14 protein-coding genes are annotated in these 23787 nt (G+C 71.2%); 8 read left to right on the plus strand and 6 right to left on the minus strand.

Translation table 11 applies throughout. From position 1 onward, the window contains the following. The first annotated feature begins 24 nt into the window (after positions 1 to 24). On the plus strand, positions 25 to 2844 hold the full coding sequence (secA, locus tag OG611_RS12105) for a preprotein translocase subunit SecA (RefSeq protein WP_266418507.1): 2820 nt from the start codon (positions 25 to 27) through the stop codon (positions 2842 to 2844). Positions 2845 to 4271: 1427 nt separating this feature from the next. Here secA and OG611_RS12110 read toward each other — a convergent pair. Next, positions 4272 to 4700, minus strand: coding sequence for an Rv3235 family protein (locus OG611_RS12110; RefSeq protein WP_266418509.1), 429 nt, complete (start codon positions 4698 to 4700; stop codon positions 4272 to 4274). A gap of 292 nt (positions 4701 to 4992) precedes the next feature. On the opposite strand from OG611_RS12110, the gene OG611_RS12115 reads away from it, so the two are divergent. Both OG611_RS12115 and OG611_RS12120 read left to right on the plus strand, forming a co-directional pair. Beyond that, on the plus strand, positions 4993 to 5499 hold the full coding sequence (locus OG611_RS12115) for a hypothetical protein (RefSeq protein ID WP_266418511.1): 507 nt from the start codon (positions 4993 to 4995) through the stop codon (positions 5497 to 5499). Between the two features lie 76 nt (positions 5500 to 5575). Continuing rightward, positions 5576 to 6247: an HAD family hydrolase gene (locus OG611_RS12120; RefSeq protein WP_266418513.1), complete on the plus strand. Its 672-nt coding sequence runs from the start codon at positions 5576 to 5578 to the stop codon at positions 6245 to 6247. A gap of 128 nt (positions 6248 to 6375) precedes the next feature. Here the strand turns inward: OG611_RS12120 and OG611_RS12125 are convergent, their stop codons facing one another. Continuing rightward, positions 6376 to 6945, minus strand: coding sequence for a DJ-1/PfpI family protein (locus OG611_RS12125; protein ID WP_266418515.1), 570 nt, complete (start codon positions 6943 to 6945; stop codon positions 6376 to 6378). 389 nt (positions 6946 to 7334) lie between these two features. Here OG611_RS12125 and OG611_RS12130 point away from each other — a divergent pair, with 389 nt between their 5' ends. Beyond that, positions 7335 to 12380, plus strand: coding sequence for an NAD-glutamate dehydrogenase (locus tag OG611_RS12130; protein WP_266418517.1), 5046 nt, complete (start codon positions 7335 to 7337; stop codon positions 12378 to 12380). 82 nt (positions 12381 to 12462) lie between these two features. On the opposite strand, the gene OG611_RS12135 is transcribed toward OG611_RS12130, so the two are convergent. After that, the gene (locus OG611_RS12135; RefSeq protein WP_266418519.1) at positions 12463 to 13599 is read right to left on the minus strand and encodes an FHA domain-containing protein; all 1137 of its coding nucleotides are present in this window, start codon (positions 13597 to 13599) and stop codon (positions 12463 to 12465) included. Between the two features lie 163 nt (positions 13600 to 13762). On the opposite strand from OG611_RS12135, the gene OG611_RS12140 reads away from it, so the two are divergent. Next, positions 13763 to 14692 carry a hypothetical protein gene (locus tag OG611_RS12140; RefSeq protein WP_266418521.1) on the plus strand — a complete coding sequence of 310 codons (930 nt, stop codon included), beginning with the start codon at positions 13763 to 13765 and terminating at the stop codon, positions 14690 to 14692. Between the two features lie 225 nt (positions 14693 to 14917). Beyond that, positions 14918 to 15298, plus strand: coding sequence for a hypothetical protein (locus OG611_RS12145; RefSeq protein WP_266418523.1), 381 nt, complete (start codon positions 14918 to 14920; stop codon positions 15296 to 15298). A 235-nt stretch (positions 15299 to 15533) separates the two neighbouring features. Here the strand turns inward: OG611_RS12145 and OG611_RS12150 are convergent, their stop codons facing one another. After that, positions 15534 to 16313 carry an ABC transporter ATP-binding protein gene (locus OG611_RS12150; RefSeq protein WP_266425804.1) on the minus strand — a complete coding sequence of 260 codons (780 nt, stop codon included), beginning with the start codon at positions 16311 to 16313 and terminating at the stop codon, positions 15534 to 15536. A gap of 4 nt (positions 16314 to 16317) precedes the next feature. Continuing rightward, positions 16318 to 17259, minus strand: a complete 942-nt coding sequence (locus OG611_RS12155) for an ABC transporter permease (protein ID WP_266418525.1) — start codon at positions 17257 to 17259, stop codon at positions 16318 to 16320. A 128-nt stretch (positions 17260 to 17387) separates the two neighbouring features. Here OG611_RS12155 and OG611_RS12160 point away from each other — a divergent pair, with 128 nt between their 5' ends. Then, complete coding sequence (locus OG611_RS12160) at positions 17388 to 17993, plus strand: TetR/AcrR family transcriptional regulator (RefSeq protein ID WP_266418527.1); 606 nt, start codon at positions 17388 to 17390, stop codon at positions 17991 to 17993. Between the two features lie 6 nt (positions 17994 to 17999). On the opposite strand, the gene OG611_RS12165 is transcribed toward OG611_RS12160, so the two are convergent. Continuing rightward, positions 18000 to 21524 (minus strand): CDP-glycerol glycerophosphotransferase family protein, encoded by a 3525-nt coding sequence (locus tag OG611_RS12165; protein WP_266418529.1) that lies wholly within the window; start codon positions 21522 to 21524, stop codon positions 18000 to 18002. 100 nt (positions 21525 to 21624) lie between these two features. Between OG611_RS12165 and OG611_RS12170 the strand changes: the two genes are divergently transcribed. Beyond that, positions 21625 to 23763, plus strand: a complete 2139-nt coding sequence (locus OG611_RS12170) for a bifunctional glycosyltransferase family 2 protein/CDP-glycerol:glycerophosphate glycerophosphotransferase (RefSeq protein ID WP_266418531.1) — start codon at positions 21625 to 21627, stop codon at positions 23761 to 23763. Positions 23764 to 23787: the final 24 nt, after the last annotated feature.

Raw genomic sequence — 23787 nt, forward strand, 5'->3', positions numbered from 1 at the left:
CGACCGGCAAGGAGACCAGCCTCAGTGTCCGTCTTCAACAAGCTCATGCGTGCAGGCGAAGGCAAGATCCTGCGCAAACTGCACCGCATCGCGGACCAGGTCAGCTCCATCGAAGAGGACTTCGTCAACCTCTCCGACGCCGAGCTGCGGGCGCTCACCGACGAGTACAAGGAACGGTACGCGGACGGCGAGAGCCTGGACGACCTGCTCCCCGAGGCATTCGCGACCGTCCGTGAGGCCGCCAAGCGGGTCCTCGGACAGCGCCACTACGACGTTCAGATGATGGGCGGCGCAGCGCTCCACCTCGGCTATGTGGCCGAGATGAAGACCGGCGAGGGCAAGACCCTCGTCGGCACCCTGCCGACGTATCTCAACGCGCTCTCCGGCAAGGGCGTGCACCTGATCACGGTCAACGACTATCTGGCCGAGCGCGACTCCGAACTGATGGGCCGCGTTCACAAGTTCCTCGGCCTCACCGTCGGCTGCATCATCGCCAACATGACGCCGGCACAGCGCCGTGAGCAGTACGCCTGCGACATCACGTACGGCACGAACAACGAGTTCGGCTTCGACTACCTCCGCGACAACATGGCGTGGTCCGCCGACGAACTCGTCCAGCGCGGCCACAACTTCGCCGTGGTCGACGAGGTCGACTCGATCCTCGTCGACGAGGCCCGTACGCCGCTGATCATCTCCGGCCCCGCCGACCAGGCCACCAAGTGGTACGGCGACTTCGCCAAGCTGGTCACGCGGCTGACCAAGGGCGAGGCGGGCAACCCGCTCAAGGGCATCGAGGAGACCGGCGACTACGAGGTCGACGAGAAGAAGCGGACCGTCGCCATCCACGAGCCCGGTGTCTCGAAGGTCGAGGACTGGCTCGGTATCGAGAACCTCTACGAGTCGGTGAACACCCCGCTCGTCGGGTACCTCAACAACGCCATCAAGGCCAAGGAACTCTTCAAGAAGGACAAGGACTACGTCGTCATCGACGGCGAAGTCATGATCGTCGACGAGCACACCGGCCGTATCCTCGCCGGTCGCCGCTACAACGAGGGCATGCACCAGGCGATCGAGGCGAAGGAAGGTGTGGACATCAAGGACGAGAACCAGACGCTCGCCACGATCACCCTGCAGAACTTCTTCCGCCTCTACAGCAAGCTCTCCGGCATGACCGGTACGGCGATGACCGAGGCCGCCGAGTTCCACCAGATCTACAAGCTCGGTGTGGTGCCGATCCCGACCAACCGGCCGATGGTCCGTGCCGACCAGTCGGACCTGATCTACCGCACCGAGGTCGCGAAGTTCGCCGCGGTCGTCGACGACATCGCCGAGAAGCACGAGAAGGGGCAGCCGATCCTCGTCGGCACCACCTCGGTCGAGAAGTCCGAGTACCTCTCGCAGCAACTCTCCAAGCGCGGTGTCCAGCACGAGGTCCTCAACGCCAAGCAGCACGACCGTGAGGCGACGATCGTCGCCCAGGCCGGCCGCAAGGGCGCGGTCACGGTCGCGACGAACATGGCCGGACGAGGCACCGACATCAAGCTCGGCGGCAACCCCGACGACCTCGCCGAGGCGGAGCTGCGCCAGCGTGGCCTCGACCCCGTCGAGCATGTCGAGGAGTGGGCGGCCGCGCTGCCCGCCGCGCTGGAGAAGGCCGAGCAGGCCGTCAAGGCGGAGTTCGAAGAGGTCAAGGAGCTCGGCGGGCTGTACGTGCTCGGCACCGAGCGGCACGAGTCGCGGCGTATCGACAACCAGCTGCGCGGTCGTTCCGGCCGTCAGGGCGACCCGGGCGAGTCCCGCTTCTACCTGTCGCTCGGCGACGACCTGATGCGTCTGTTCAAGGCGCAGATGGTCGAGCGCGTCATGTCGATGGCCAATGTGCCGGACGATGTGCCGATCGAGAACAAGATGGTGACGCGGGCGATCGCGTCGGCCCAGTCGCAGGTCGAGCAGCAGAACTTCGAGACGCGGAAGAACGTCCTGAAGTACGACGAGGTGCTCAACCGGCAGCGTGAGGTCATCTACGGCGAGCGTCGCCGGGTCCTGGAGGGCGAGGATCTGCAGGACCAGATCCGCCACTTCATGGACGACACGATCGACGACTACATCCGCCAGGAGACCGCCGAGGGCTTCGCGGAGGAGTGGGACCTGGACCGGCTGTGGGGCGCGTTCAAGCAGCTCTACCCGGTGAAGGTCACCGTCGACGAGCTGGAGGAGGCGGCCGGCGACCGGGCCGGGATCACGGCCGAGTTCATCGGCGAGTCCATCAAGGACGACATCCACGAGCAGTACGACGAGCGCGAGAAGCAGCTCGGCTCGGACATCATGCGTGAGCTGGAGCGGCGTGTGGTGCTGTCCGTCCTGGACCGCAAGTGGCGCGAGCACCTCTACGAGATGGACTACCTCCAGGAGGGCATCGGCCTCCGTGCCATGGCGCAGAAGGACCCGCTGGTCGAGTACCAGCGCGAGGGCTTCGACATGTTCAACGCCATGATGGAGGGCATCAAGGAGGAGTCCGTCGGCTACCTGTTCAACCTGGAGGTTCAGGTCGAGCAGCAGGTCGAGGAGGTGCCGGTGCAGGACGAGGCCGAGCGGACCTCGCTGGCCAAGGAGGACGCCGTGCCGGCGGCGCGTCCGGAGATCCGGGCCAAGGGGCTCGAAGCTCCGCAGCGTCCGGACCGGCTGCACTTCTCCGCTCCCACGGTGGACGGGGAGGGCGGGGTCGTCGAGGGCGACTTCTCCAACGATGACGGTGCGGCCGGGTCCGAGTCCGACGGGCTGACCAGGGCGGAGCGGCGCAAGGCTCAGAAGAATGGTGGGGGCGGGCGGCGCCGTAAGAAGTAGCGGGTGCCGGTGCCGGTGCCGGTGCCGGTGCGGGTGCGGGAGGCGCGGGTGCCGGTGACGTCGGTGGACGTCGTTGCGGTGGTCGGGCTGTAGTTGGGTTGTAGCCGGGGTCGGGCGCGTGGTTTGGGCGTCCGGCCCCGGCGTTTTGGGTTTTGGGCCTGTGGGGGCGCGGGCGTGGGGCGCGGGGGTGTGGGGACGCGTGGGCCCGTGGGCCTGTGGGCCCGTGGGTCCGTGCGGGTGGGGTGCTTGGAGGCTGGGGTGGGTGGGGTTGCTTGGCGTGGGTGGGTGGGCCGCTGCGCGGGGCCTGCCCCTCCCCGCCCCTTCCCGAAACCGGGGCGCTGCCCCGGACCCCGCTCCTCAAACGCCGGAGGGGCTGGGGTGTACGTGGGGTGCTGCCCGGGGCCGTTGCTCTTCGATTGCCTGGGGGCGGGGGTGTACGTGAGGCTCTGCCCGGGACTGTTGCTCTTCGATCGCTTGAAGGGCCGGGGGCGTAGGCGGGGCTCTGCCCGGGACTGTTGCTCTTCGATCGCTTGAAGGGCGGCGAGGGGTGGGCCAGAAAGGGTCGGGCGAGGGATGAAGGAAGCGGGGGAGAGGCTGAGACGTGGCCGGAGGGGCTGGGAGGGGGCTGGAGAGGACGGAGGCTGCTGGGTGGGGGTCGGGGGAGGGCTGAGGCGGGCCGGAGAGCTGAGAGGGGCCTGGAGAGGCCGAGAGGGTGAGACGGGGCAGGAGGGGGAGAGCTGGTGTGGCTGGGTAGGGGGCGGTGGGTTGAGGACAGGGAGTGGAAAGAGGGCGTGGGAGAGGAATGTGGCTCGAGGGTCCCGTTGGTTTCGTTGCTTGAGCGCCATCGGGCTGGAAGAGGCTGAAACGGGGTCCGGGCGGGTCCGCTCTTGACGCTGTACTGCTGAGAACGAGAGTGCAGGTTCCGGGGCCTGTTGTCCGTTTGCCCCTGCCCGCGCTGCCCGCGCTGCCCGCCTCGCTTCTTGGCGTCGGAGCGCTGGAAGCTGTTGTGAGTGGCTTTGCTCATGAGTTTGGGCAGTAGCTGTAAGCACTTCGGACAGTGCCCTGTCACGGGCTTGGTCCGAAACAGTCAGCAGTTCCGGGCAGTCCGGCAGGACCCTGGCCCTGTTCAACTGCTTCCGGTGCCGGGTCGCCGCCCGCAATGGTGACCCTCGTAGCCAGCTCTACCGGCTGCTGCGTGGTTGGCTGGGATCGACGTTCAGCCGCAGCCGGACGTGGTCGCTGTCCATCGGCCCCGGACGGCGCGCACCGTCCGGCCGCCGGCCGCGACGAGCGTAGAAGCGCTGTGCGCGAGTGTTGGACGCCCAGCACTCCAGCACGCCCTCCCGTAAGGTCTGCCTGCTTCGCGGCGTCCGGCACGCACGCTCGCATGCCGGACGCCGCGGCGCTCCGTTTCCCGGGCGGGCGCGTTAGCGGGTTGGGGTCGTTTGTAGGTGTTCGTCGCCGAGTTCCACCGCTGAGCAGCGCCAGCGGAGGTCGGTGCCCTGTTCCAGGCGGAAGGCCATCGCCCGTACCTGTTCGCCCGCCGCGATGCTTGCGCAGGCCTCCACCACCCCGGGAGCCGGTTGGGCGCCGTGGCACATGCGGATGACGGGGCGGGCGCCGCGGGCCCTGAGGGGGGTGCGCGGGGCCAGTTCGGCCAGTTGGTCGTAGGCCTCGCCGATGGTGTGTCCGAGCATCCAGTGCACCGGGCGCTGGCCGCTGAGGACCGCCAGGAGGCGCTCGGCGAACCAGTGGTGCGGGCGGACGCGCCGGGGAGTCCGGGCGCGCTGTGGTGGTACGGCTTCGGGCCTGCGCTGGTCGCGTCGTCCAGTGGGCCGGGTCCTGTTCGTGCTCATCGATCATCGCCCCCGTGCTTCAGAGGCCCGGCCGAATACCGGGCGGTAACTTCTGCTGGGGACCTTCTACGGCGACGGTCGAGGCGGCCGCAAGCGGCGGCGGGGTGCCGGGAGCGATCGGGAGGAATCACCTATCCGGGTGATGCGTCCGTTGTCGGGCGGGGCGTGAGACGGGCGCAGGGAGGGTGAGGGGCGGTTGCCGGGTGGACGGCGGGGTATCGGTGCACGTGACCCCAAAGGGGGACGTCGCACGTATCCTGAGGGCGTTTCCGACTACGAAAGCGACCCGGCCATGCGCGTGTACGTCCCCCTGACCCTGTCCGGTCTCGCAGCGGCGCACCGGGCGGGCGAAATCGGCCCCGGTCCGCTGACCGCGTACGCGGTGACCCCTGCACTGCGCGAGTGGTACGTCTCGGACGACATCGAGGAACTGGAGTACGCGGCGCTCAACCGGGCCGCCTCCGCCTCGCTGCGCATGATCGCGCAGAACCCCGACGCGGTGCGCAGGCGCGTCGTCGTGGCCGTCGAGGTACCGGACGGCGCGGCCGTCGCCGACCCGGACCACAGCTTCGACCCGTCCTCGCTCGGCGAGGTGCGGATCGCTTCCCCCGTGGCGCTCGCCAAGGCCGCCGCGGTGCATGTCGACGCGGACGACGCGGAGAAGGACGTCACGGCGGCGGCCGCGGCGCTGGGGGCGGCGGACCTCGGTGACGACGACGCGCAGTTCACCGTGGACGGTGCCGAGGACCACGAGCTGCTGTGGTTCGGCATCCAGGAGATTCCGAACCTGATCGGCTGAAGGGGAGAGGCCGGGGGCCGGGAGCGGACCGGGTCGACTTCGAACGGGTGTCGGAGGCGGCGGGTACTTTCTATGCATGGGGACGCATGGGAAGCACCGCACTCATCTGGTCTGGGACTGGAACGGCACACTGCTCGACGACAACGACGCGGTCGTCGGTGCGACGAACGCCGCGTTCGGTGAGGTCGGCCTGGAGCCGATCACGCTTGAGCAGTACCGCGAGATGTACTGCATCCCGATCCCCCGCTTCTACGAACGGCTGATGGGCAGGCTGCCCACGGAGGCCGAGTGGGAGCGGATGGACGGGATCTTCCACCGGTACTACACCGAGCAGCGGGCCGCCTGCGGGCTCACCGAAGGCGCCGAGGAGCTGCTCACGCAGTGGCAGCTGGCCGGGCGCAGCCAGTCGCTCCTGAGCATGTACGGGCACGACCAGCTGGTCCCCGTGGTGCGGGGGTACGGCATCGAGCGGCGCTTCGTGCGGGTCGACGGGCGTACCGGGCCTTCCGGTGGCAGCAAGGCCCGGCACATGGAGCGGCACATCGCCGCCCTGGACGGGATATCCGCCGAGCACACGGTGGTCATCGGCGATGCGGTGGACGACGCCGTGGCCGCGGCCCATGTCGGTGCGAAGGCCGTGCTCTACACCGGCGGATCGCACAGCAGGGCCAGCCTGGAGGCGGCCGGGGTGCCGGTGGTGGACAGCCTGGCCGAGGCCGCGCAGCTCGCCGAGCAGCTGGCCGGATAGTGGCGATCGGGTGGCAGTAATCCGATAGTGGCGATCCGAGCAGTGGTGACCGGGCGGCGGTGCATCGGGTGGCAGCCGTCGAGTCGGGGTGGAGGGTGAAGAGGGAGCGGGCGAGGCGGCCGGACGGGTCAGGTGGTGACCGGGGCCTTTGTACGGAGGATCTTCAGGAATTCGCGCATCCACGCCGAGTGGTCCGGCCACGCCCGGGACGAGACCAGAGTGCCGTCGACCACCGCCTCGTGGTCCTCGAAGGTGGCGCCCGCCGTCTGCATGTCGAGCTCCAGTGCGGGGTAGGCGGTGACATGCCGGCCGGCCAGCGCACCGACCGCCGCCGTCATCAGCGGGCCGTGGCAGATCTGGGCCACCGGCCGGTCCGAGTCGAAGAAGGCCTTGAGGATCTTGCGGAGCTCTGCGTCGTTGCGAAGGTACTCGGGCGCCCGGCCTCCCGGGACGACCAGCGCCACGTAGTCCCCGGCGTCGACCTCGGAGAAGGCCAGGTCGGCGGGCCAGGTGTAGCCGGGCTTCTCGGTGTACGTGTCGAAGCCGGGCTCGAAGTCGTGGACCACGAAGCGGAGCGTCTTGCGGGCGGGGGCCGCGATATGGACGTCGTAGCCCTCCTCGCGCAGCCGCTGGTACGGATAGAGGACTTCCAGGGACTCGGCGGCGTCGCCGGTAACGATCAGGATCTTCGGTGCCATGGCGGGGCTCCCACGGTTCGTCGGCCTGTTCCGACTACCAGAGTGCGGCAACACGGACCCGCGCGCTGTCCAGAGTGTCAAAGTTGGGGTCCATCTTTTTACACAAACGGCTCGTGACGGTCACGGGGTGGGGCGATATAGCCTGGACCCCGTGATCAGCGCGATACGCCTCGGGGGCAGCGAAGCCCCCGGCCTGCGCCCGGAGTGCCACAGCACCCGGGCCGTCGCTGATTCCCACAGCCCGGTCCGACTGCCAAAAATGGCCAATATGGTCCCGGGCGTCTCTCATAGCGGCATAGCGTCGACTCAGACCGGAAACCCCGTGTCGTGGCGGTACGTCGTCTTTTTCACCTACGTCTCGCAACGGCGCGTGACAGGAGCCAGAGGACATGCAGACCAAGCTGGACGAAGCCAAGGCCGAGCTGCTCGCACGGGCCGCCAAGGTAGCTGACAACAGCCCGGGCGGTGGTGTCGGTGGCCCGGGAGGTACCTCCCGGGTGCGTGTTGCGGCCGCCGGGGCCGAGCAGGAGCGTCCCGGACAGGACGTGCTCCTCTCCTACCTCCAGCGCTACTACCTGCACACCGCTCCGGAGGACATCGCGGGCCGCGACCCCGTGGACGTCTTCGGTGCCGCCTCCTCCCACTACCGCCTCGCCGAGACGCGCCCGCAGGGCACGGCGAACGTCCGGGTGCACACCCCGACCGTCGAGGAGAACGGCTGGACGTGCAGCCACACGGTCGTCGAGGTCGTCACCGACGACATGCCGTTCCTGGTCGACTCCGTCACCAATGAGCTGTCCCGGCAGGGGCGCGGCATCCACGTCGTGATCCACCCGCAGGTCGTCGTACGCCGCGACGTCACCGGCAAGCTCATCGAGGTCCTCGCCGAGGGCAACGGCATCGCGGGGGGCCCGCAGGGCCGCAAGGGCGGCGCGGGCGCCAAGGACGCGAAGAACGAGCTGCCGCACGACGCGCTCGTCGAGTCCTGGATCCACGTCGAGATCGACCGCGAGACCGACCGCGCCGACCTCCAGCAGATCGCCGCCGACCTGCTGCGCGTGCTGTCCGACGTGCGGGAGACCGTCGAGGACTGGGACAAGATGCGTGATGCCGCGATGCGCATCGCCGACGACCTGCCCGGTGAGCCGCTCGACGACCTCGCCGACGAAGAGGTGAACGAGGCCAGGGAGCTGCTGCGCTGGCTCGCCGCCGATCACTTCACCTTCCTCGGCTACCGCGAGTACGAGCTGAAGGAGACCGACTCGCTGGCCGCCGTCCCCGGCACCGGCCTCGGCATCCTGCGCTCCGACCCGCACCACAGCGTCGACGAGGCGCACCCCGTCAGCCCGTCCTTCGACCGGCTGCCCGCCGACGCACGGGCCAAGGCCCGTGAACGCAAGCTCCTCGTCCTCACCAAGGCCAACAGCCGGTCGACCGTCCACCGCCCCAGCTACCTCGACTACGTCGGCGTGAAGAAGTTCGACACGGACGGCAACGTCATCGGTGAGCGCCGCTTCCTCGGACTGTTCTCCTCCGCCGCCTACACCGAGTCCGTGCGCCGGGTGCCCGTCATCCGCCGCAAGGTCGCCGAGGTGCTGGAGGGCGCGGGCTTCTCGCCCAACAGCCACGACGGCCGCGACCTGCTGCAGATCCTGGAGACGTACCCGCGCGACGAGCTCTTCCAGACGCCCGTCGACCAGCTGCGCTCCGTCGTCACCTCCGTGCTGTACCTCCAGGAGCGCCGCCGGCTGCGGCTCTACCTGCGCCAGGACGAGTACGGGCGCTACTACTCCGCGATCGTCTACCTGCCGCGCGACCGCTACACCACCGGTGTGCGGCTCCGCCTGATCGACATCCTCAAGGAGGAACTGGGCGGCACCAGCGTCGACTTCACCGCCTGGAACACCGAGTCGATCCTCTCCCGGCTGCACTTCGTCGTCCGCGTCGCGCCCGGCACCGAGCTGCCCGACCTCACCGACGCCGAGGCCGACCGCATCGAGGCCCGGCTCGTCGAGGCCGCACGCTCCTGGGCCGACGGCTTCCAGGAGGCGCTGGGCGCCGAGTGCGGCGAGGAGCGCGCCGCCGAGCTGCTGCGCCAGTACGGCCACTCGTTCCCCGAGGGCTACAAGGCCGACCACACGCCGCGCTCCGCCGTGGCCGACCTGGTCCACCTCGAAGCGCTCAAGCAGGACGAGAACGACTTCGCCCTCAGCCTGTACGAGCCGGTCGGCGCCGCCCCCGGCGAGCGCCGCTTCAAGATCTACCGGACCGGTGAGCAGGTCTCCCTCTCCGCCGTGCTCCCGGCCCTCCAGCGGCTCGGCGTCGAGGTCGTCGACGAGCGTCCGTACGAGCTGCGCTGCGCGGACCGTACGCACGCCTGGATCTACGACTTCGGGCTCCGGATGCCGCAGACCAACGGCAACGGCAACTATCTCGCCGATGACGCCCGCGACCGCTTCCAGGACGCCTTCGCCGCCGTGTGGACCGGTGAGGCCGAGAACGACGGCTTCAACTCGCTGGTGCTGGGCGCCGGTCTGAGCTGGCGCCAGGCGATGGTGCTGCGCGCGTACGCGAAGTACCTGCGCCAGGCCGGGTCGACGTTCAGCCAGGACTACATGGAGAGCACGCTCCGCAACAACGTCCACACCACCCGGCTGCTGGTCTCGCTCTTCGAGGCCCGGATGTCCCCGGAGCGGCAGAACGCCGGCACCGAGCTGACCGACGGCCTCCTCGAAGAGCTGGACGGGGCCCTGGACCAGGTCGCCTCGCTCGACGAGGATCGCATCCTGCGGTCCTTCCTCACCGTCATCAAGGCCACCCTGCGCACCAATTTCTTCCAGAGCGCAAGCGAGGGAAGCGGCAAGAGGGGGCAGCGGGCGGGCAGTGGCAAGCCGCATCCGTACGTCTCGATGAAGTTCGACCCGCAGTCCATCCCGGATCTGCCGGCGCCCCGCCCGGCCTTCGAGATCTGGGTCTACTCGCCGCGCGTCGAGGGCGTGCACCTGCGCTTCGGCAAGGTCGCCCGAGGCGGTCTGCGCTGGTCGGACCGGCGCGAGGACTTCCGTACGGAGATCCTCGGCCTGGTCAAGGCGCAGATGGTGAAGAACACCGTCATCGTGCCGGTCGGCGCCAAGGGCGGATTCGTCGCCAAGCAGCTCCCGGACCCGGCCGTCGACCGTGACGCCTGGATGGCCGAGGGCATCGCCTCGTACCGCACCTTCATCTCGGCGCTGCTCGACATCACCGACAACATGGTGGCCGGCGAGGTCGTGCCGCCCAAGAACGTCGTCCGGCACGACGAGGACGACACCTACCTGGTCGTCGCCGCCGACAAGGGCACCGCGAGCTTCTCCGACATCGCCAACGAGGTCGCCGTCGGGTACGGCTTCTGGCTCGGCGACGCCTTCGCCTCCGGCGGCTCCGCGGGCTACGACCACAAGGGCATGGGCATCACCGCCCGCGGCGCCTGGGAGTCCGTCAAGCGGCACTTCCGCGAGCTGGGCCACGACACCCAGACCGAGGACTTCACCGTCGTCGGCGTCGGTGACATGTCCGGTGACGTGTTCGGCAACGGCATGCTGCTCTCCGAGCACATCCGGCTCGTCGCGGCCTTCGACCACCGGCACATCTTCATCGACCCGACCCCGGACGCCGCCACCTCGTACGCCGAGCGGCGCCGCCTGTTCGACCTGCCGCGCAGCTCCTGGGCCGACTACAACAAGGACCTGCTCTCCGCGGGCGGCGGCATCCATTCGCGCAGCGCCAAGTCCATCCCGATCAACGCGCACGTCCGCGAGGCGCTCGGCATCGAGCCGGGTGTCACCAAGATGACGCCCGCCGAGCTGATGCAGACCATCCTCAAGGCCCCCGTGGACCTGCTGTGGAACGGCGGCATCGGTACGTACATCAAGTCCTCCGCCGAGTCGAACGCGGACGTCGGCGACAAGGCCAACGACGCGATCCGCGTCAACGGCGAGGACCTGCGGGCCAAGGTCGTCGGCGAGGGCGGCAACCTCGGCGCCACCCAGCTCGGCCGGATCGAGTTCGCCCGGGGCGGTGGCCGGATCAACACCGACGCGATCGACAACAGCGCCGGTGTGGACACCTCCGACCACGAGGTGAACATCAAGATCCTGCTCAACGGCCTGGTCCGGGACGGCGACATGACCGTCAAGCAGCGCAACAAGCTGCTCGCCGAGATGACCGACGAGATCGGCCGTCTCGTCCTGCGCAACAACTACGCGCAGAACGTCGCACTCGCCAACGCCACGTCCCAGTCCTCCTCGCTGCTCCACGCCCACCAGCGCTTCATGCGCCGGCTGGGCCGTGACGGGGACCTCGATCGCGGGCTGGAGTTCCTGCCCAACGACCGCCAGATCCGTGAGCTGCTCAACGGCGGCAAGGGGCTCAGCCAGCCCGAGCTGGCCGTGCTGCTCGCGTACACGAAGATCACCGCGGCCCGGGAGCTGATCCGGACCAGCCTGCCGGACGACGAGCACCTGCAGAAGCTGCTGCACGCCTACTTCCCGCAGCAACTGCGCGAGCAGTTCCCCGAGGCGGTCGACGGACACGCGCTGCGGCGCGAGATCATCACCACGGTCCTGGTCAACGACACCGTGAACAGTGGTGGTTCGACCTTCCTGCACCGGCTGCGGGAAGAGACCGGTGCCTCGATCGAGGAGATCGTGCGGGCGCAGTTCGCGGCCCGCGAGATCTTCGGTCTCGGCCAGGTGTGGGACGCCGTCGAGGCGCTCGACAACCAGGTCGCCGCCGATGTGCAGACCCGGATCCGGCTGCACTCGCGCCGACTCGTCGAGCGCGGTTCGCGCTGGCTGCTCGGCAACCGGCCGCAGCCGCTGGAGATCGCCGGGACGATCGACTTCTTCAAGGCGGGCGTCGACCAGGTCTGGGCCGAGCTGCCCAAGATGCTGATGGGCGCCGATCTGGAGTGGTACCAGTCGATCCTGGACGAGCTCACCGAGGCGGGCGTCCCGGGCGAGCTGGCCCAGCGGGTCGCCGGATTCTCCTCCGCCTTCCCGGTGCTGGACATCGTGGCGATCGCGGAGCGCACGGGGAAGGACCCGCTCTCCGTCGCCGAGGTGTACTACGACCTCGCGGACCGGCTGGGCATCACCCAGCTGATGGACCGGATCATCGAGCTGCCGCGGGCCGACCGCTGGCAGTCCATGGCCCGCGCCTCCATCCGCGAGGACCTGTACGCCGCGCACGCCGCGCTCACCGCGGATGTGCTGTCGGCGGGCAACGGGACCTCGACGCCGGAGGAGCGGTTCGAGGCGTGGGAGGAGAAGAACGCGGCGATCCTGACGCGGTCCCGCTCCACCCTTGAGGAGATCCGGGGGTCGGACGCCTTCGACCTGGCGAATCTGTCGGTCGCGATGCGGACGATGCGCACGCTGCTCCGTACGCACGCCTAGCCGGTCGGGAGGGGAGGCGGTCGCCGGGGCTTCCGGTGGCCGCCTCCCCTTCCTGTTGCCGCGAGGTGCGCGGCCCCCGGCGTCAGTACATGCGGGTTTCGCCCGCCGCGTCCGGCGGGGGCGGTTGGCGGCGTTGCCATTTCTGGGCCAGTTCGGTCGGGAAGCGGCGGCCGCTGCGGGCCAGGACCACGCCCTCGACCAGTTCGAGTTCGTCCCCGCCGTGGTACTGCCGCTCGGCCGCGCCGAGCGCCTTCCACGGGCCCGGACCCGTTTTCCCGGCCGTCGAGCGCCACCGGGTGCCGTAGGTGCTGTGGTCGCGTACGTGGACGATGCCGCCGGTCACCCGCAGCTCGACATGGGCGCGGCTGAGGCCGGCGGTGCGGCGCTCCGGGACCAGGCCGTGCAGAGCTATGCCACCTTCGCCGGGCGCCCTGCCCACCCTCACGTTCGTGCCGTCCTCCAGGGTGAACCGGGCCTTCACATCACCCTCCACCAGGAGCTTCAGCTGGACGGTCGCGGTGCGTGGGCCGTCGTCGACCAGCGGGGTGCCGTGGCTCTGGCAGTGGGGTACGCCCCTGAGGACGCGCGGCAACAGGGCGGCGCTGCCCTTGTGGGTGTCGTAGAGCGTGCAACGGCGGTCCTCGCAGCGCCAGTTGCGGCTGACCACGTCGAAGCGAGGGCTGCGGTGGGGGCCCAGCAGCCCCATCTTCTTCAGCACGTCCTCCTCCATCTTCCTGGAGATGTCCAGCGCGCTGGCCACCCCCATGTCGACGGGGACCAGCCGGACCTTGCCGCCGCGCGCCGGGACCGGCTCCAGGAAGTCGTCCGTATTGCCCTGGAGCCAGGGGTGCGACTCGCGATGGCCGCGGAAACGGTCGCCGGTGATGACGGGGATGCCGGTGTACGCGCACAGTTCGAGCAGGCGGTCGTCGGCGTCCGGCAGCTCCTCGACCAGGCCGCGGTCCACCCAGCGGCCGAGCAGCCGGATGTCGGCGGGATCGGTGAACTCCCGCCGCCCGCCGAGCCGCAGGCCGGCATCGGCGACCAGATACAGCTTGACGTCCGGATCCCGGGCGAGCTCCTCGGCGGCCTCCACGAGGAGCCGCAGCCGGCGCAGCGAGCGTGCACCGGGTTCGCCCAGCGTGCGGTTGCGCACGACGTTGGAAAGATCCACCAGGAAGCAGGCTGCACTGAAGTCCGTGGTGAGGTGGTTCTCCATCGGAGGTCGCCTTCCCGATAGTCCCTGAACGGGAGCTGACGGCATGTGAATTCCGGTGCGGTGCAACTATATTGACGTCCTCGGTGGCCCCCGAGTTCCGGCAGGGATGTGCGAACGGGCGCCGCCCGTGGCATGGCAGGGACGAGAACGTGGGGGCGTTTGCGTGTCGGAGTGGGGTTCGTTCATCGACGAGACGCCGTCGGGGCAGTCTCCGCCGCCACCGCCCGACCACGCCCCGTCCGGGGCGGGCGCCGGGGACGACGGCTGGGGCAGCTTCGCCGACGAGGCACCGGCGGCGGGAGGCGCGCCGCCGCCACCGCCCTCCGCGCCGCCGCCCGCTCCGCGACCGTACGGCGTTCCGGTCCCCTCCCCGGAGGTCGCCGCCTCGCTGCTGACGGCCGGGGAGACCCTGTGGGCGCAGGTCGAGGGGGCGGACGCCGTGCTCGGCTCGGGCTGTCGGGTGGCCGTGGTGCCGGGCGAGGACGGGGACGCGGACGGGTTCGGCGGCTGGCGGCCGGTGACGGTGGTCGATCCGGCCGCGCTCACCGTACGACTCGTACCGCTGACCCTCGCCGAACCGCCCATCGGCACCGCGACCCCGGTGGCCGAGCTGTACGCGGACCCCGAGCCGTACACCGCCGCCGCGCCCGACCGGGCCGGGGCGTTCCCGGTCGGGCAGGGCCCCGATCTCGACGCCCTGCTGCATCGCGTGCAGGCGGAGGAGCGCGCCCGGGTCCGGGCCGACGTCGAGGCCGAAGCCCGGCGTGCCGAGCGGGAACTCGTCGACGCCAAGGCGGAGTTGCGGGAGCGGGCGGAGGCCGCCGAACAGCGGGCCGACCAGCGCGAGCAGCGGGCGCAGGAGGCCGCGCAGCGCGCCCAGGAGTATGCCGAGCAGCAGGTCAGGACGGCCCGCGACGAGGTCGCCCAGGCGGTGCGGCAGTGGCAGGAGCGCGCCCAGTGGGCCGAGGCGGAGATCGCCCGGCTGAGCGGCGAGCTGGCGAAGGCCGAGCAGGCGGGCGTCCTGCGGCATGTACTGGACCGCCGCCGACGCGCCGGCGGCGGGCGTGATCAAGGGGGCCCGAGGGGGACATGAGCGTGGAACTGCCCGCAGACGTAACGGAGTCCGGTGCCGTCGCGCTGCCGGAGATCAGAGTGGAGTGGCCGCAGGCGCTGGCCCCGACCCTCCGCGACAGCGTGGTCGACGCGCACAGCCTGGACCGCGAGGAGCTCGTCGCGGCCCTGCCCGGACTGTGGCGGGCGGTGGACGCGGCGCTCGATCTGGCGGGGCCCGGAAGCCTGGTCGCCGAGTCCGTGCGGCATGACGCGTACGAGGGGTGGCAGGTGGCCGCGCTGCCCCGGTACGACCTCGACGGGCGGATCCGCCCGCACGAGCGCAGGGAGGGCGCGCAGCACGGGGCGCCGCAGCTCAGGGACCGGCGGGCGCTGGTCAGGGCGCTGGTGGACGCCGTCGCCGAACGGCCGTGCCTGGATCTGCGGGGCCGACGCCCGGCTGCTCGGCGAACTGCTGATGCTGCCCGGCCCCTCTCCCGTACTCCACCGGATGATCACTGCTCACGGGCTGCCCGCCGCCACCTGGTCGCGGGCGGCGGCGCTGCTGGCGGCGGGGGAGTCGCGGGAGCGGGTGCTGCTGCGGCTGTGGAGCCGCAGTGGCGGTGTGCCTACTGCTGCCGCAGGGTGAGTTCGGTGCGGCAGCGGCCCGTGGTCCGTCAGCGCCGCATGCAGCGACATGCCGGGCACGAACGCCGAGGCCAGCCCGGGCTATCGTCCGCCCGCAGCGGTACCGGTACGCCGTCCTGCATGTGCCCCCCCCTGAGCGGTTCGAACGCAACCCCGTGGTGCGGCAGGGGAGTTTATCGCCCCGGCCGCCGCGCCCTGCTTCTTGCCGGGGGTGAACTTCTCGTACGCCGCCGCGCCTACTTCTTGCCGGAGGTGAACTTCTCGTACGCCGCCACGACCTCGTCCGCCGGACCGTCCATCCGCAGCGTTCCCGCCTCCAGCCAGATCGCCCGGTCGCAGGTCTCGGTGATCGACTTGTTGCTGTGGCTGACCAGGAAGACCGTGCCGGCCTCCTTGCGCAGCTCGATGATCCGTTCCTTGCTGCGCCGCTGGAACCTGGCGTCGCCGGTGGACAGCGCCTCGTCGATCAGGAGGACGTCGTGGCTCTTGGCGGCCGCGATCGAGAAGCGCAGCCGGGCGCCCATGCCGGAGGAGTACGTGCGCATCGGCAGGGTGATGAAGTCGCCCTTCTCGTTGATGCCGGAGAAGTCGACGATCCCCTCGTAGCGCTCGCGGATCTGGGCGCGCGTCATGCCCATCGCGAGGCCGCCGAGCACCACGTTGCGCTCGCCGGTCAGATCGCTCATCAGCGCCGCGTTCACCCCGAGCAGCGAGGGCTGGCCCTGGGTGTGCACCCGGCCCTTCGTGGCGGGCAGCAGACCGGCGATGGCCTTGAGCAGGGTCGACTTCCCCGAGCCGTTGGAGCCGATCAGGCCGATGGCCTCACCCTTGTACGCCGCGAAGCTCACCCCCTTGACGGCGTGCACCTCGCGCACACCGGGGGCCTGTCGGCGCGAGACGATCCGGCTCAGCGCCGAGGTGGCGCTGCCCTTTCCGGTGCGGGCGCCGTTGACCTTGTACGTGATGTGGACGTCGTCCACGACGACGGTCGGTACCCGCTCGTTGTTGTCAGCCATGTTGTCAGCCACGTCCGTACCGCTCCTCCGCCTGCCAGAAGTACACGAACCCGCCGACCCCGCACACCAGAGCCCAGCCCGCGGCGATGGCCCATACATGCGGCGGGAGGTGGGACGCGCCGAAGCTGTCGATGAGCGCGAACCGCATCAGATCGATGAAGACGGCGGCCGGATTGCACTCCAGCATCACCATCACGTAGTGCGGAACCCGGTCGCCCTTGAGCATCGTGTCCACGCTCCACATGACCCCGGACGCGTACATCCAGGTGCGCAGGATGAACGGCATCAGCTGGGCGATGTCCGGCGTCCGGGCGGCCAGCCGCGCCACCACCATGGAGACACCGGTGTTGAACACGGCCTGCAGGAGCAGCGCCGGGACGGCCAGCAGCCAGGACGGCTTGGGGAACTGCCCGAACCCCACCAGGATCAGCACCAGCGCGCCCAGCGAGAACAGCAGCTGCTGGAGCTGTTGCAGGGCCAGGGCGATCGGCAGCGAGGCGCGCGGGAAGTGCAGCGCCCGGACGAGCCCCAGATTGCCGCTGATCGCACGGGTGCCCGCGGTGATCGAGCTGCTGGTGAAGGTCCAGATGAAGACGCCGGTGACGAGGAACGGCACGAAGTCCTCGACGTTGCGCTTGGTGTTCATCAGGACGCCGAAGATGAAGTAGTAGACCGTCGCGTTCAGCAGCGGCGTCATGATCTGCCAGATCTGGCCGAGCTTCGCCTGGCTGTACTGGGCGGTCAGCTTGGCGGTGGCGAACGCCGTGATGAAGTGCCGGCGTCCCCACAGCTGCCGGATGTACGCCACCAGCGAGGGCCGGGCCCCGCTCATCGTCAGTCCGTGCCGGGCGGCGAGCGCGGCGAGCTCGCCCGGTGCGTACACCGGGAAGGGCGCACCGGCAGGGGTGTCGGCCGGGGCCGCTGGGGTTGCTGTCTGGCTCACCACGATCGCTTTCGACGGGAGGGCAGGAACGCGAAATCCGACGGAACGGGACCGTATCGTCGCAACGCCGAGGGTAGGACGCATCCACGTCGCAACGCAACCGTTTCGTCGTTACGGACTATGATTCGGCCATGACCACCGACCCGGGAACCCGCCGCCGTGTCCCCGCCGGAGCCGCCGTGCTGCGCGAGGACGTCACCGATGCGATTCGCGGCGCCGTCTTCGAGGAGCTGGCCGCGGTGGGCTTCGCCCGGATGTCGATGGAGGGGATCGCGCGGCGCGCGGGCGTCGGCAAGACCGCCGTGTACCGCCGCTGGAAGTCCAAGCTGGCCCTGGTCCTCGACCTGGTGTCCGCCGTCGCGGTCCAGGGCATGCCGGCTCCGGCCACCGGTTCGCTGTACGGGGACGTCCGGGCCGTGCTCGAACTCGCCTCCTACGCCCTGCGCCACCCCGTCGCCTCGCAGGTCATCCCGGACCTCTTGGTCGAGGCGGCCCGCAACCCGGAGATCTCCGACACGATCAAGGCCGCCCTGCTGGACCCGCAGCAGGGCATCGCCGCCGTGGTCGTACGGGACGCCGTGGCCCGCGGCGAGCTGCCCGAGGGCAGCGACCCGGACCGGGCTCTGGACCTGATCGTCGGCCCGCTCTACTGGCGGCTCGCCGTCGTCCGCGCCCCGCTGCCCAAGGGCTACCTCGACGACCTGGCGGCGTCGGCCGTCGCCGCCCTCAAGAGCTGAGAGGCTCTACCCCTCGGCCAGCAGCCGGTTCGCGACCCGGGCGGCCGCCCCGCCGTCGTCCAGGTCGCAGAAGTCCCGGCGGAAGCTCTCGTACGCCGCCGCGTGCTGCGCCGACGAGGCGTCCAGGGTGCCCGTGTCCCGCAGGCACACCGCGATCTCGTCCGCGTCGGCGAGCAGCGGGCCCGGCGCCCGGGTCTCGAAGTCCAGGCAGAACCCGCGCACCGTGTCGCGGTAGTGCTCCAGGTCGTAGGTGTGGAAGAGCATCGGGCGGCCCGTGTGCGCGAAGTCGAACATCAGGCCCGCGTAGTCCGTGACCAGCACATCGGCGATCAGCAGCAGCTCCGCGGTGTCCGGGTGCGCCGACACGTCGCGTACGCCCGGCCGCTGCGGCACGCTCCCGGTCACCCGGGGATGGCGGCGCACCAGCACCGTGTGGACGTCACCGATGGACCGCGCCAGTGCGGCCGGGTCGAGCGCCGGGTCCCAGCGGTAGCGGGGCCGCTCGTCGGTGCCGGAGGGGTGGGCCAGCTGGTCGCGGTAGGTCGGCGCGTACAGCACGACCCGGCGGCCGTCCGGGATGCCGAGCCTGTGCCGTACCCGCTCCGCGGTCTTGGCGCGGTCGGCCGAGAAGAGCAGATCGTTGGCGGGGGAGCCCGCCTCCAGGACCTCGCCCCGGTACCCGAGCGCGCGCCGCAGCAGCGGGGTGGAGTGGCTGCTGGGGGAGACCAGGACGGACCACTGGGCCGAGCGGTGCGCCAGCGTGGCGAGCTGCTGGTGGTCGGCGTACAGGGTGCCGTCCAGATCCGTGCCGAAGCGGCCGAGCGGGGTGCCGTGCCAGGTCTGCACGACGGTCTGGCCGGGGCGGCGCTCGAACCACTCGGGCAGCTGCTCGGCGGTGACGATGCGGCGGGACCGCGCCAGCGCCTCGTACCAGGCGGCGCTGTGCTCGACGACCGGGACGGCGGTGGGCGGGACGTGTCCGTGGACTCCGTCGGTGACCCAGAGGTGCTCCGACTCCACCCCCCGGCGCAGGAGTTCGGCGTGGACGGCGCGCGGCGAGTCGCCGCCCGTGTAGAGGACCGCGTCCCGCAGCGGCATCGCGCGCCGGGCCGGATAGTGCGTGGCGCGCAGTTCGGCCCGGCGGTACGCGCCGCGTTCGGCGGGCGCGAGCACCGGTCCGGCCAGTACGGTCAGCCGGTCGCCGGACCGGCGGTCCAGGGCGAACTCCCGGCCGGGCACGGGGGCCGCGGCGACCGGGACGCTCCGGCGAAGCGGCAGCCGGGCGGCGAGCGAGGTCAGCACCCGGACCGGCCGCCCGCCCAGATAGGCGTCCCAGCGGCCCTCGTGCAGCCCGGCCGCCACCGAGGGCGCCAGGAACGCGGAGAAGCGGCACCCCCCGCCGCCCCCTTCGCGGGCCTCTCCGCGCGCTCCCCGCGCGCGCCGCTCGTCGTGGGTGACGGGCACCGACACCGTCTCGCGCAGCGCCTCGTGCCGCAGGACGAGACGGTCCGGGCCCTTGTCCTGCCGTACGCCCGTACCGGCGCCGGTCACCCCCTCCACCCGCAGCGCACCGTCCGGCGTCCACACGGCCCCGTCCACGAACGGCTGCCCGCTCAGGTCCAGCACCAGCTCGCCCGCCGCATCGGCCACGACCGGCGGAGCCGACTCCCCGGCCGCCGCGAGCGGTACCCGGGACCCGTCGGCCATGACCAGCCGCGCCCGCCACCGCCCGCCGGGCTCCGGCTCGACCTCGCGCGGCGCCCGGTGCGGCGCCGGTGGCGCGGCCGCCATCCCGGCGAGATCGGCGAGCGGGATCCGTACCGTGAAGCGGCCGTCCGGCCGGCACTCGACGGGGTGGCCGAACTCCTGGTCCGCCACCCCTTCGCAGGTCAGCACCAGGGCCTTCGGCCGGGCACCCCCGTACAGCCGGCCGGTCAGCTCCAGGTCCTCGCCGAAGCGGTGGGTCTCGCAGCGGGCGGGCAGCTGCGCCAGGGTCAGCCGGAGCCGCCCGTCCCGGTAGTCGAGCACCGCCCGCCGTCCGTCGCCCAGGTCGTGGACGAGCGGCTGGACGGCCCCCGCCTCCACGGCGCGCACCGCCACCCGGCGGACCGTGCCCTGGGCGGCCACCATCATGCCCACCAGCCAGCCGCCGGGCCGCAGCCGGCGCGGGTCGAGGGTCATCTCGAAGCCGGAATGGTCGTAACCGTGCACCTGCTGGCCGGAGTCGACGGTCGCCTCGGGCGCGGGCACGCCGCGTACCGGCACCGTCCGCAGCTGCTGTCCGCCGGCCGCCCGCACCATGCCCACCTTCAGCGAGTGGCGCGGCGTCGCGGCCGGCAGATTGCGGATGTACGCGTAACCGCGCAGCCGCAGCTTCCCGTCGTCGCTCCACCGCGCCTCCAGCAGCCGTGCCACGGCCGGGAGATCGGCACGGGCCAGGCGGGTGGTGTCCGGGATGCCGGGGAAACCGGCCTGCCGCCGCCCCGGCACGCCGCCGACCGTGAACGTCCCGGCGCCGTTGGCCCGTTCGAAGGCGAGCACCTCCAGCAGCTCCGGAAGCCGGCGCTCCTTCACCAGCCGCCACTTGATCCGCAGCTCCGCCGGCAACTCGTGGGCCACGGCCCGGTCCGCGCGGCTTGCCCCGTCCATCCGCTCCATCCGGTCCAGGAACGCCCCGGCGTCCGCCATGAACGCCTCCCGGTACCCGGGCCCGCCCAGGGCGAGCCCCTCCAGGAAGTACACGAAGTCGTCGCGCAGGCACGAGAGGTCGTAGCGGCGCCGCGCACCGCCGTTCGCCACTCCGCCCCGGCCCGCGAGGAACGCGCTGACCTGCTCGCACGCCGCGATCCGGTCCCGCACGCCGGTCACGTCCGTACGACGCCGGGTGATCGAACCCTCCCGCACCCGCCAGTAGTAGACGTGCTCGTGCAGCACGTCCACCGAGCCGGCGAGGTAGTGCGCCGGGATCATCACCGGGGTGTCCTCGTAGAGCTTCCCCTCCGGGAAGGTGAAGGCGTGCCGGTCCCAGAAGGAGCGCCGGAACACCTTGTTCCAGGCGACCCGGTCGGCGAGCAGCCGCGGATCGCGGCTGATGTGGGTGCGCGCCCGGGTGCCGGTCAGCCACCGGTACTGCCAGGCCTGCTGGCGACCCTGCTCGTTCAGCCGCCACACATTGCCGGTCGCGAGGTCGGAGCCGGTCGACTCCAGCGAGGCCAGCATCCGCGCGTAGGCGTCGTGGACGACGATGTCGTCGCTGTCGACGAACGCCAGGTACGGCACGTCCGGCGTGGTGTGCCGCACCCCCGTGTTGCGGGCCGCGCTCAGCCCCCCGTTGGGGCGGCGCACGAAGCGGAAGCGGCGGTCGCGGGCGGCGAAGTCCTCGGCGATGGCCGTACTGCTGTCCGTCGAGCCGTCGTCCACGAGGACCACCTCGATGTCGGTGACCGACTGCTCGGCCACCGAGCGCAGGCAGTCCTCCAGATAGTCCTCGACGTTGTGGACCGGGACGACGACACTGAGGCGCGGCTTCATGCCCGGTCAACCGGGGCGGACGCCCCGGGTCACCGGGACTGCCCCGAACGGATGAACACGGGTTCGGCGTACGGTGACGGCGCGATTACCCTCGGCTGCCATGCTTCTCAGTGTTGTCGTGCCCGTCCACCGGGTTCAGGGCTACCTCCGGGCGACCTGCGAGTCCGTGCTCGGCCAGGTTCCCGGTGAGCCGGAGCTGCTCGTCGTGGACGACGGGTCCCGGGACGGCAGCGCGCGGATCGCCGCCGAGTTCGCGCGGCGCGACCCCCGGGTCAGGGTGATCACCCTTCCCGAGCACCTCGGCGCGGGCCCGGCCCGCAACGCCGGGGCGGCCGCGGCGCGCGGACGGTATCTGCTCTTCCTCGACGGCGACGACCTGCTGCGACCGGGCGCACTGACGGAGATCACCGGCCGGCTGACCGCGAGCGATCCGGACGTCCTCCTCCTCGGACACGACCGCGTCGACTGGTGGGGCGAGGTCTCGGCCCCGCGGCCGACGGGGTCCGGCCCCGCGGCCGACGGCCTCTCCACCGCCGTCCCGCGACTCTTCCGCCGCGCCTTCTGGACCGGGCACGGGCTCCGCTTCACCGACGGCCCCTACGCTGACGTGCTCCCCGTGCACCGGGCCACCCTCCTCGCCGCCGACGCCGGCACGCTCGACACCCTCGACCGGGTCTGCGTCCGCCACCGGGTCCGTCGCTCCGGCACCCCCGCCACCACGCCGGGCCGCCACCACTTCGCGATCCTGGACGCGTACCGGCGGCTGCTCGCCGAGACCGGTGACGACCCCCGGATCCGTTCGGCGCGCACCCGCCATCTGCTCGCCGTCCTCGACGACCCCGGGCGGATCGCCCCCGGCGACCGCGCCGCCTTCCACCACGCCGCCGAACTCCCCGGCAGCTACACCGCCCACCGCGTCCGGGAAGCCGCCGACGCCGCCCGAAGCCGCACCCGGGCCGCCCTGGTCCGCGGCAGGAGAACGCTCCGGGCCGGCCTCACCCGCGCCGTCTACCGCACCGACCTGCTGCGCCCGCTGGACCCGAACCTCGCGGTGTACGGCGCCTACTGGAACCGCGGGGCCGCCTGCAACCCGGCCGCGATCCACGCCAAGGCCCTCGAACTCGCCCCGCACGTCCAGGGCGTCTGGGCGGTCTCCTCCCGGCACCGCGAGCGCCTGCCGTCCGGCACCCCGTACGTCATCGAGGGGTCCCTCGCCTACTGGCGGGTCATGGCCACCGCCACGTATCTGATCAACAACTCCAGCTTCCCCGGCGGCTTCACCAAGCGCCCCGGCCAGTGCTACCTCCAGACCCACCACGGCACCCCGCTGAAGACCATGGGCCTGGACCAGCGCGGCTACCCGGCCCTCACCAACGGCATCAGCTTCGAGAAGATCGTCGCCCACGCCGACCAGTGGGACTTCTCCCTCTCCGCCAACCCCCACACCACCGAGATCTGGGACCGGGTCTACCCCTCCGGGTACGAGCATCTGAACCTCGGCTACCCGCGCAACGACATCTTCTTCACCGCCACCCCGGAGCGGACCGCCGCGATCCGGCGGGAATTCTCCCTCGACCCGGACCGGACCGTGCTGCTGTACGCGCCCACCCACCGCGACTACCGCAAGGGCTTCGTCCCCCAGCTCGACCTGGAACGCCTGGCCCGCGAACTCGGCCCGCAGTACGTGGTGCTGGTCCGCGCGCACTACTTCTACGGCGGCTCGGCCCGGCCGGCCGGGGCCCGGGTGGTGGACGTGACGGAACATCCCTCCGTCGAGGAACTCTGCCTGGTCTCCGACGCGTTGATCACCGACTACTCGTCGCTGATGTTCGACTACGCCTGCCTGGACCGTCCGATCATCAGCCACGCCCCGGACTGGGCCGCCTACCGGGCCTCGCGCGGCACCTACTTCGACCTGCTCTCGGGACGCCCCGGCGACACCCCGGGCGCCGTCGCCACCACCGAGGACGAACTGCTGGAGCTGTTCCGGACCGGCGAGTGGCGCTCGGCGCGGACGGCCCGGCTGCGGGCGGCGTTCCGGGAGCGCTTCTGCCCGTACGACGACGGGCACGCGGCCGAGCGCGTGGTGCGCCGGCTGTTCCTGGGCGAGACGGAGATCCCGATCGGGACGGAGTCCCCGGGCGACGCGGAGCGGGGCCGGACGGCAACCGGGGCGCAGCCGATGTCACCCGTTCGGGAGAGACCGCGACCGGTGACCCCCGGCCCGTCACGGGGTTGAGCCATACGGCCAACCAGGCCCCGA

The sequence above is a fragment of the Streptomyces sp. NBC_01363 genome, from assembly GCF_026340595.1.
Lineage (GTDB): Bacteria > Actinomycetota > Actinomycetes > Streptomycetales > Streptomycetaceae > Streptomyces.

Bases quoted from the DNA above. Each gene is read 5' to 3' on its own strand.
- OG611_RS12125 (WP_266418515.1), bottom strand. From the start codon at position 6,945: ATGGCACCGAAGATCCTGATCGTTACCGGCGACGCCGCCGAGTCCCTG.
- OG611_RS12130 (WP_266418517.1), top strand. From the start codon at position 7,335: ATGCAGACCAAGCTGGACGAAGCCAAGGCCGAGCTGCTCGCACGGGCC.
- OG611_RS12165 (WP_266418529.1), bottom strand. From the start codon at position 21,524: ATGAAGCCGCGCCTCAGTGTCGTCGTCCCGGTCCACAACGTCGAGGAC.
- OG611_RS12135 (WP_266418519.1), bottom strand. From the start codon at position 13,599: ATGGAGAACCACCTCACCACGGACTTCAGTGCAGCCTGCTTCCTGGTG.
- OG611_RS12145 (WP_266418523.1), top strand. From the start codon at position 14,918: ATGACGCGTACGAGGGGTGGCAGGTGGCCGCGCTGCCCCGGTACGACC.
- OG611_RS12115 (WP_266418511.1), top strand. From the start codon at position 4,993: ATGCGCGTGTACGTCCCCCTGACCCTGTCCGGTCTCGCAGCGGCGCAC.
- OG611_RS12150 (WP_266425804.1), bottom strand. From the start codon at position 16,313: ATGGCTGACAACAACGAGCGGGTACCGACCGTCGTCGTGGACGACGTC.
- OG611_RS12160 (WP_266418527.1), top strand. From the start codon at position 17,388: ATGACCACCGACCCGGGAACCCGCCGCCGTGTCCCCGCCGGAGCCGCC.
- OG611_RS12170 (WP_266418531.1), top strand. From the start codon at position 21,625: ATGCTTCTCAGTGTTGTCGTGCCCGTCCACCGGGTTCAGGGCTACCTC.
- OG611_RS12120 (WP_266418513.1), top strand. From the start codon at position 5,576: ATGGGGACGCATGGGAAGCACCGCACTCATCTGGTCTGGGACTGGAAC.
- OG611_RS12110 (WP_266418509.1), bottom strand. From the start codon at position 4,700: ATGAGCACGAACAGGACCCGGCCCACTGGACGACGCGACCAGCGCAGG.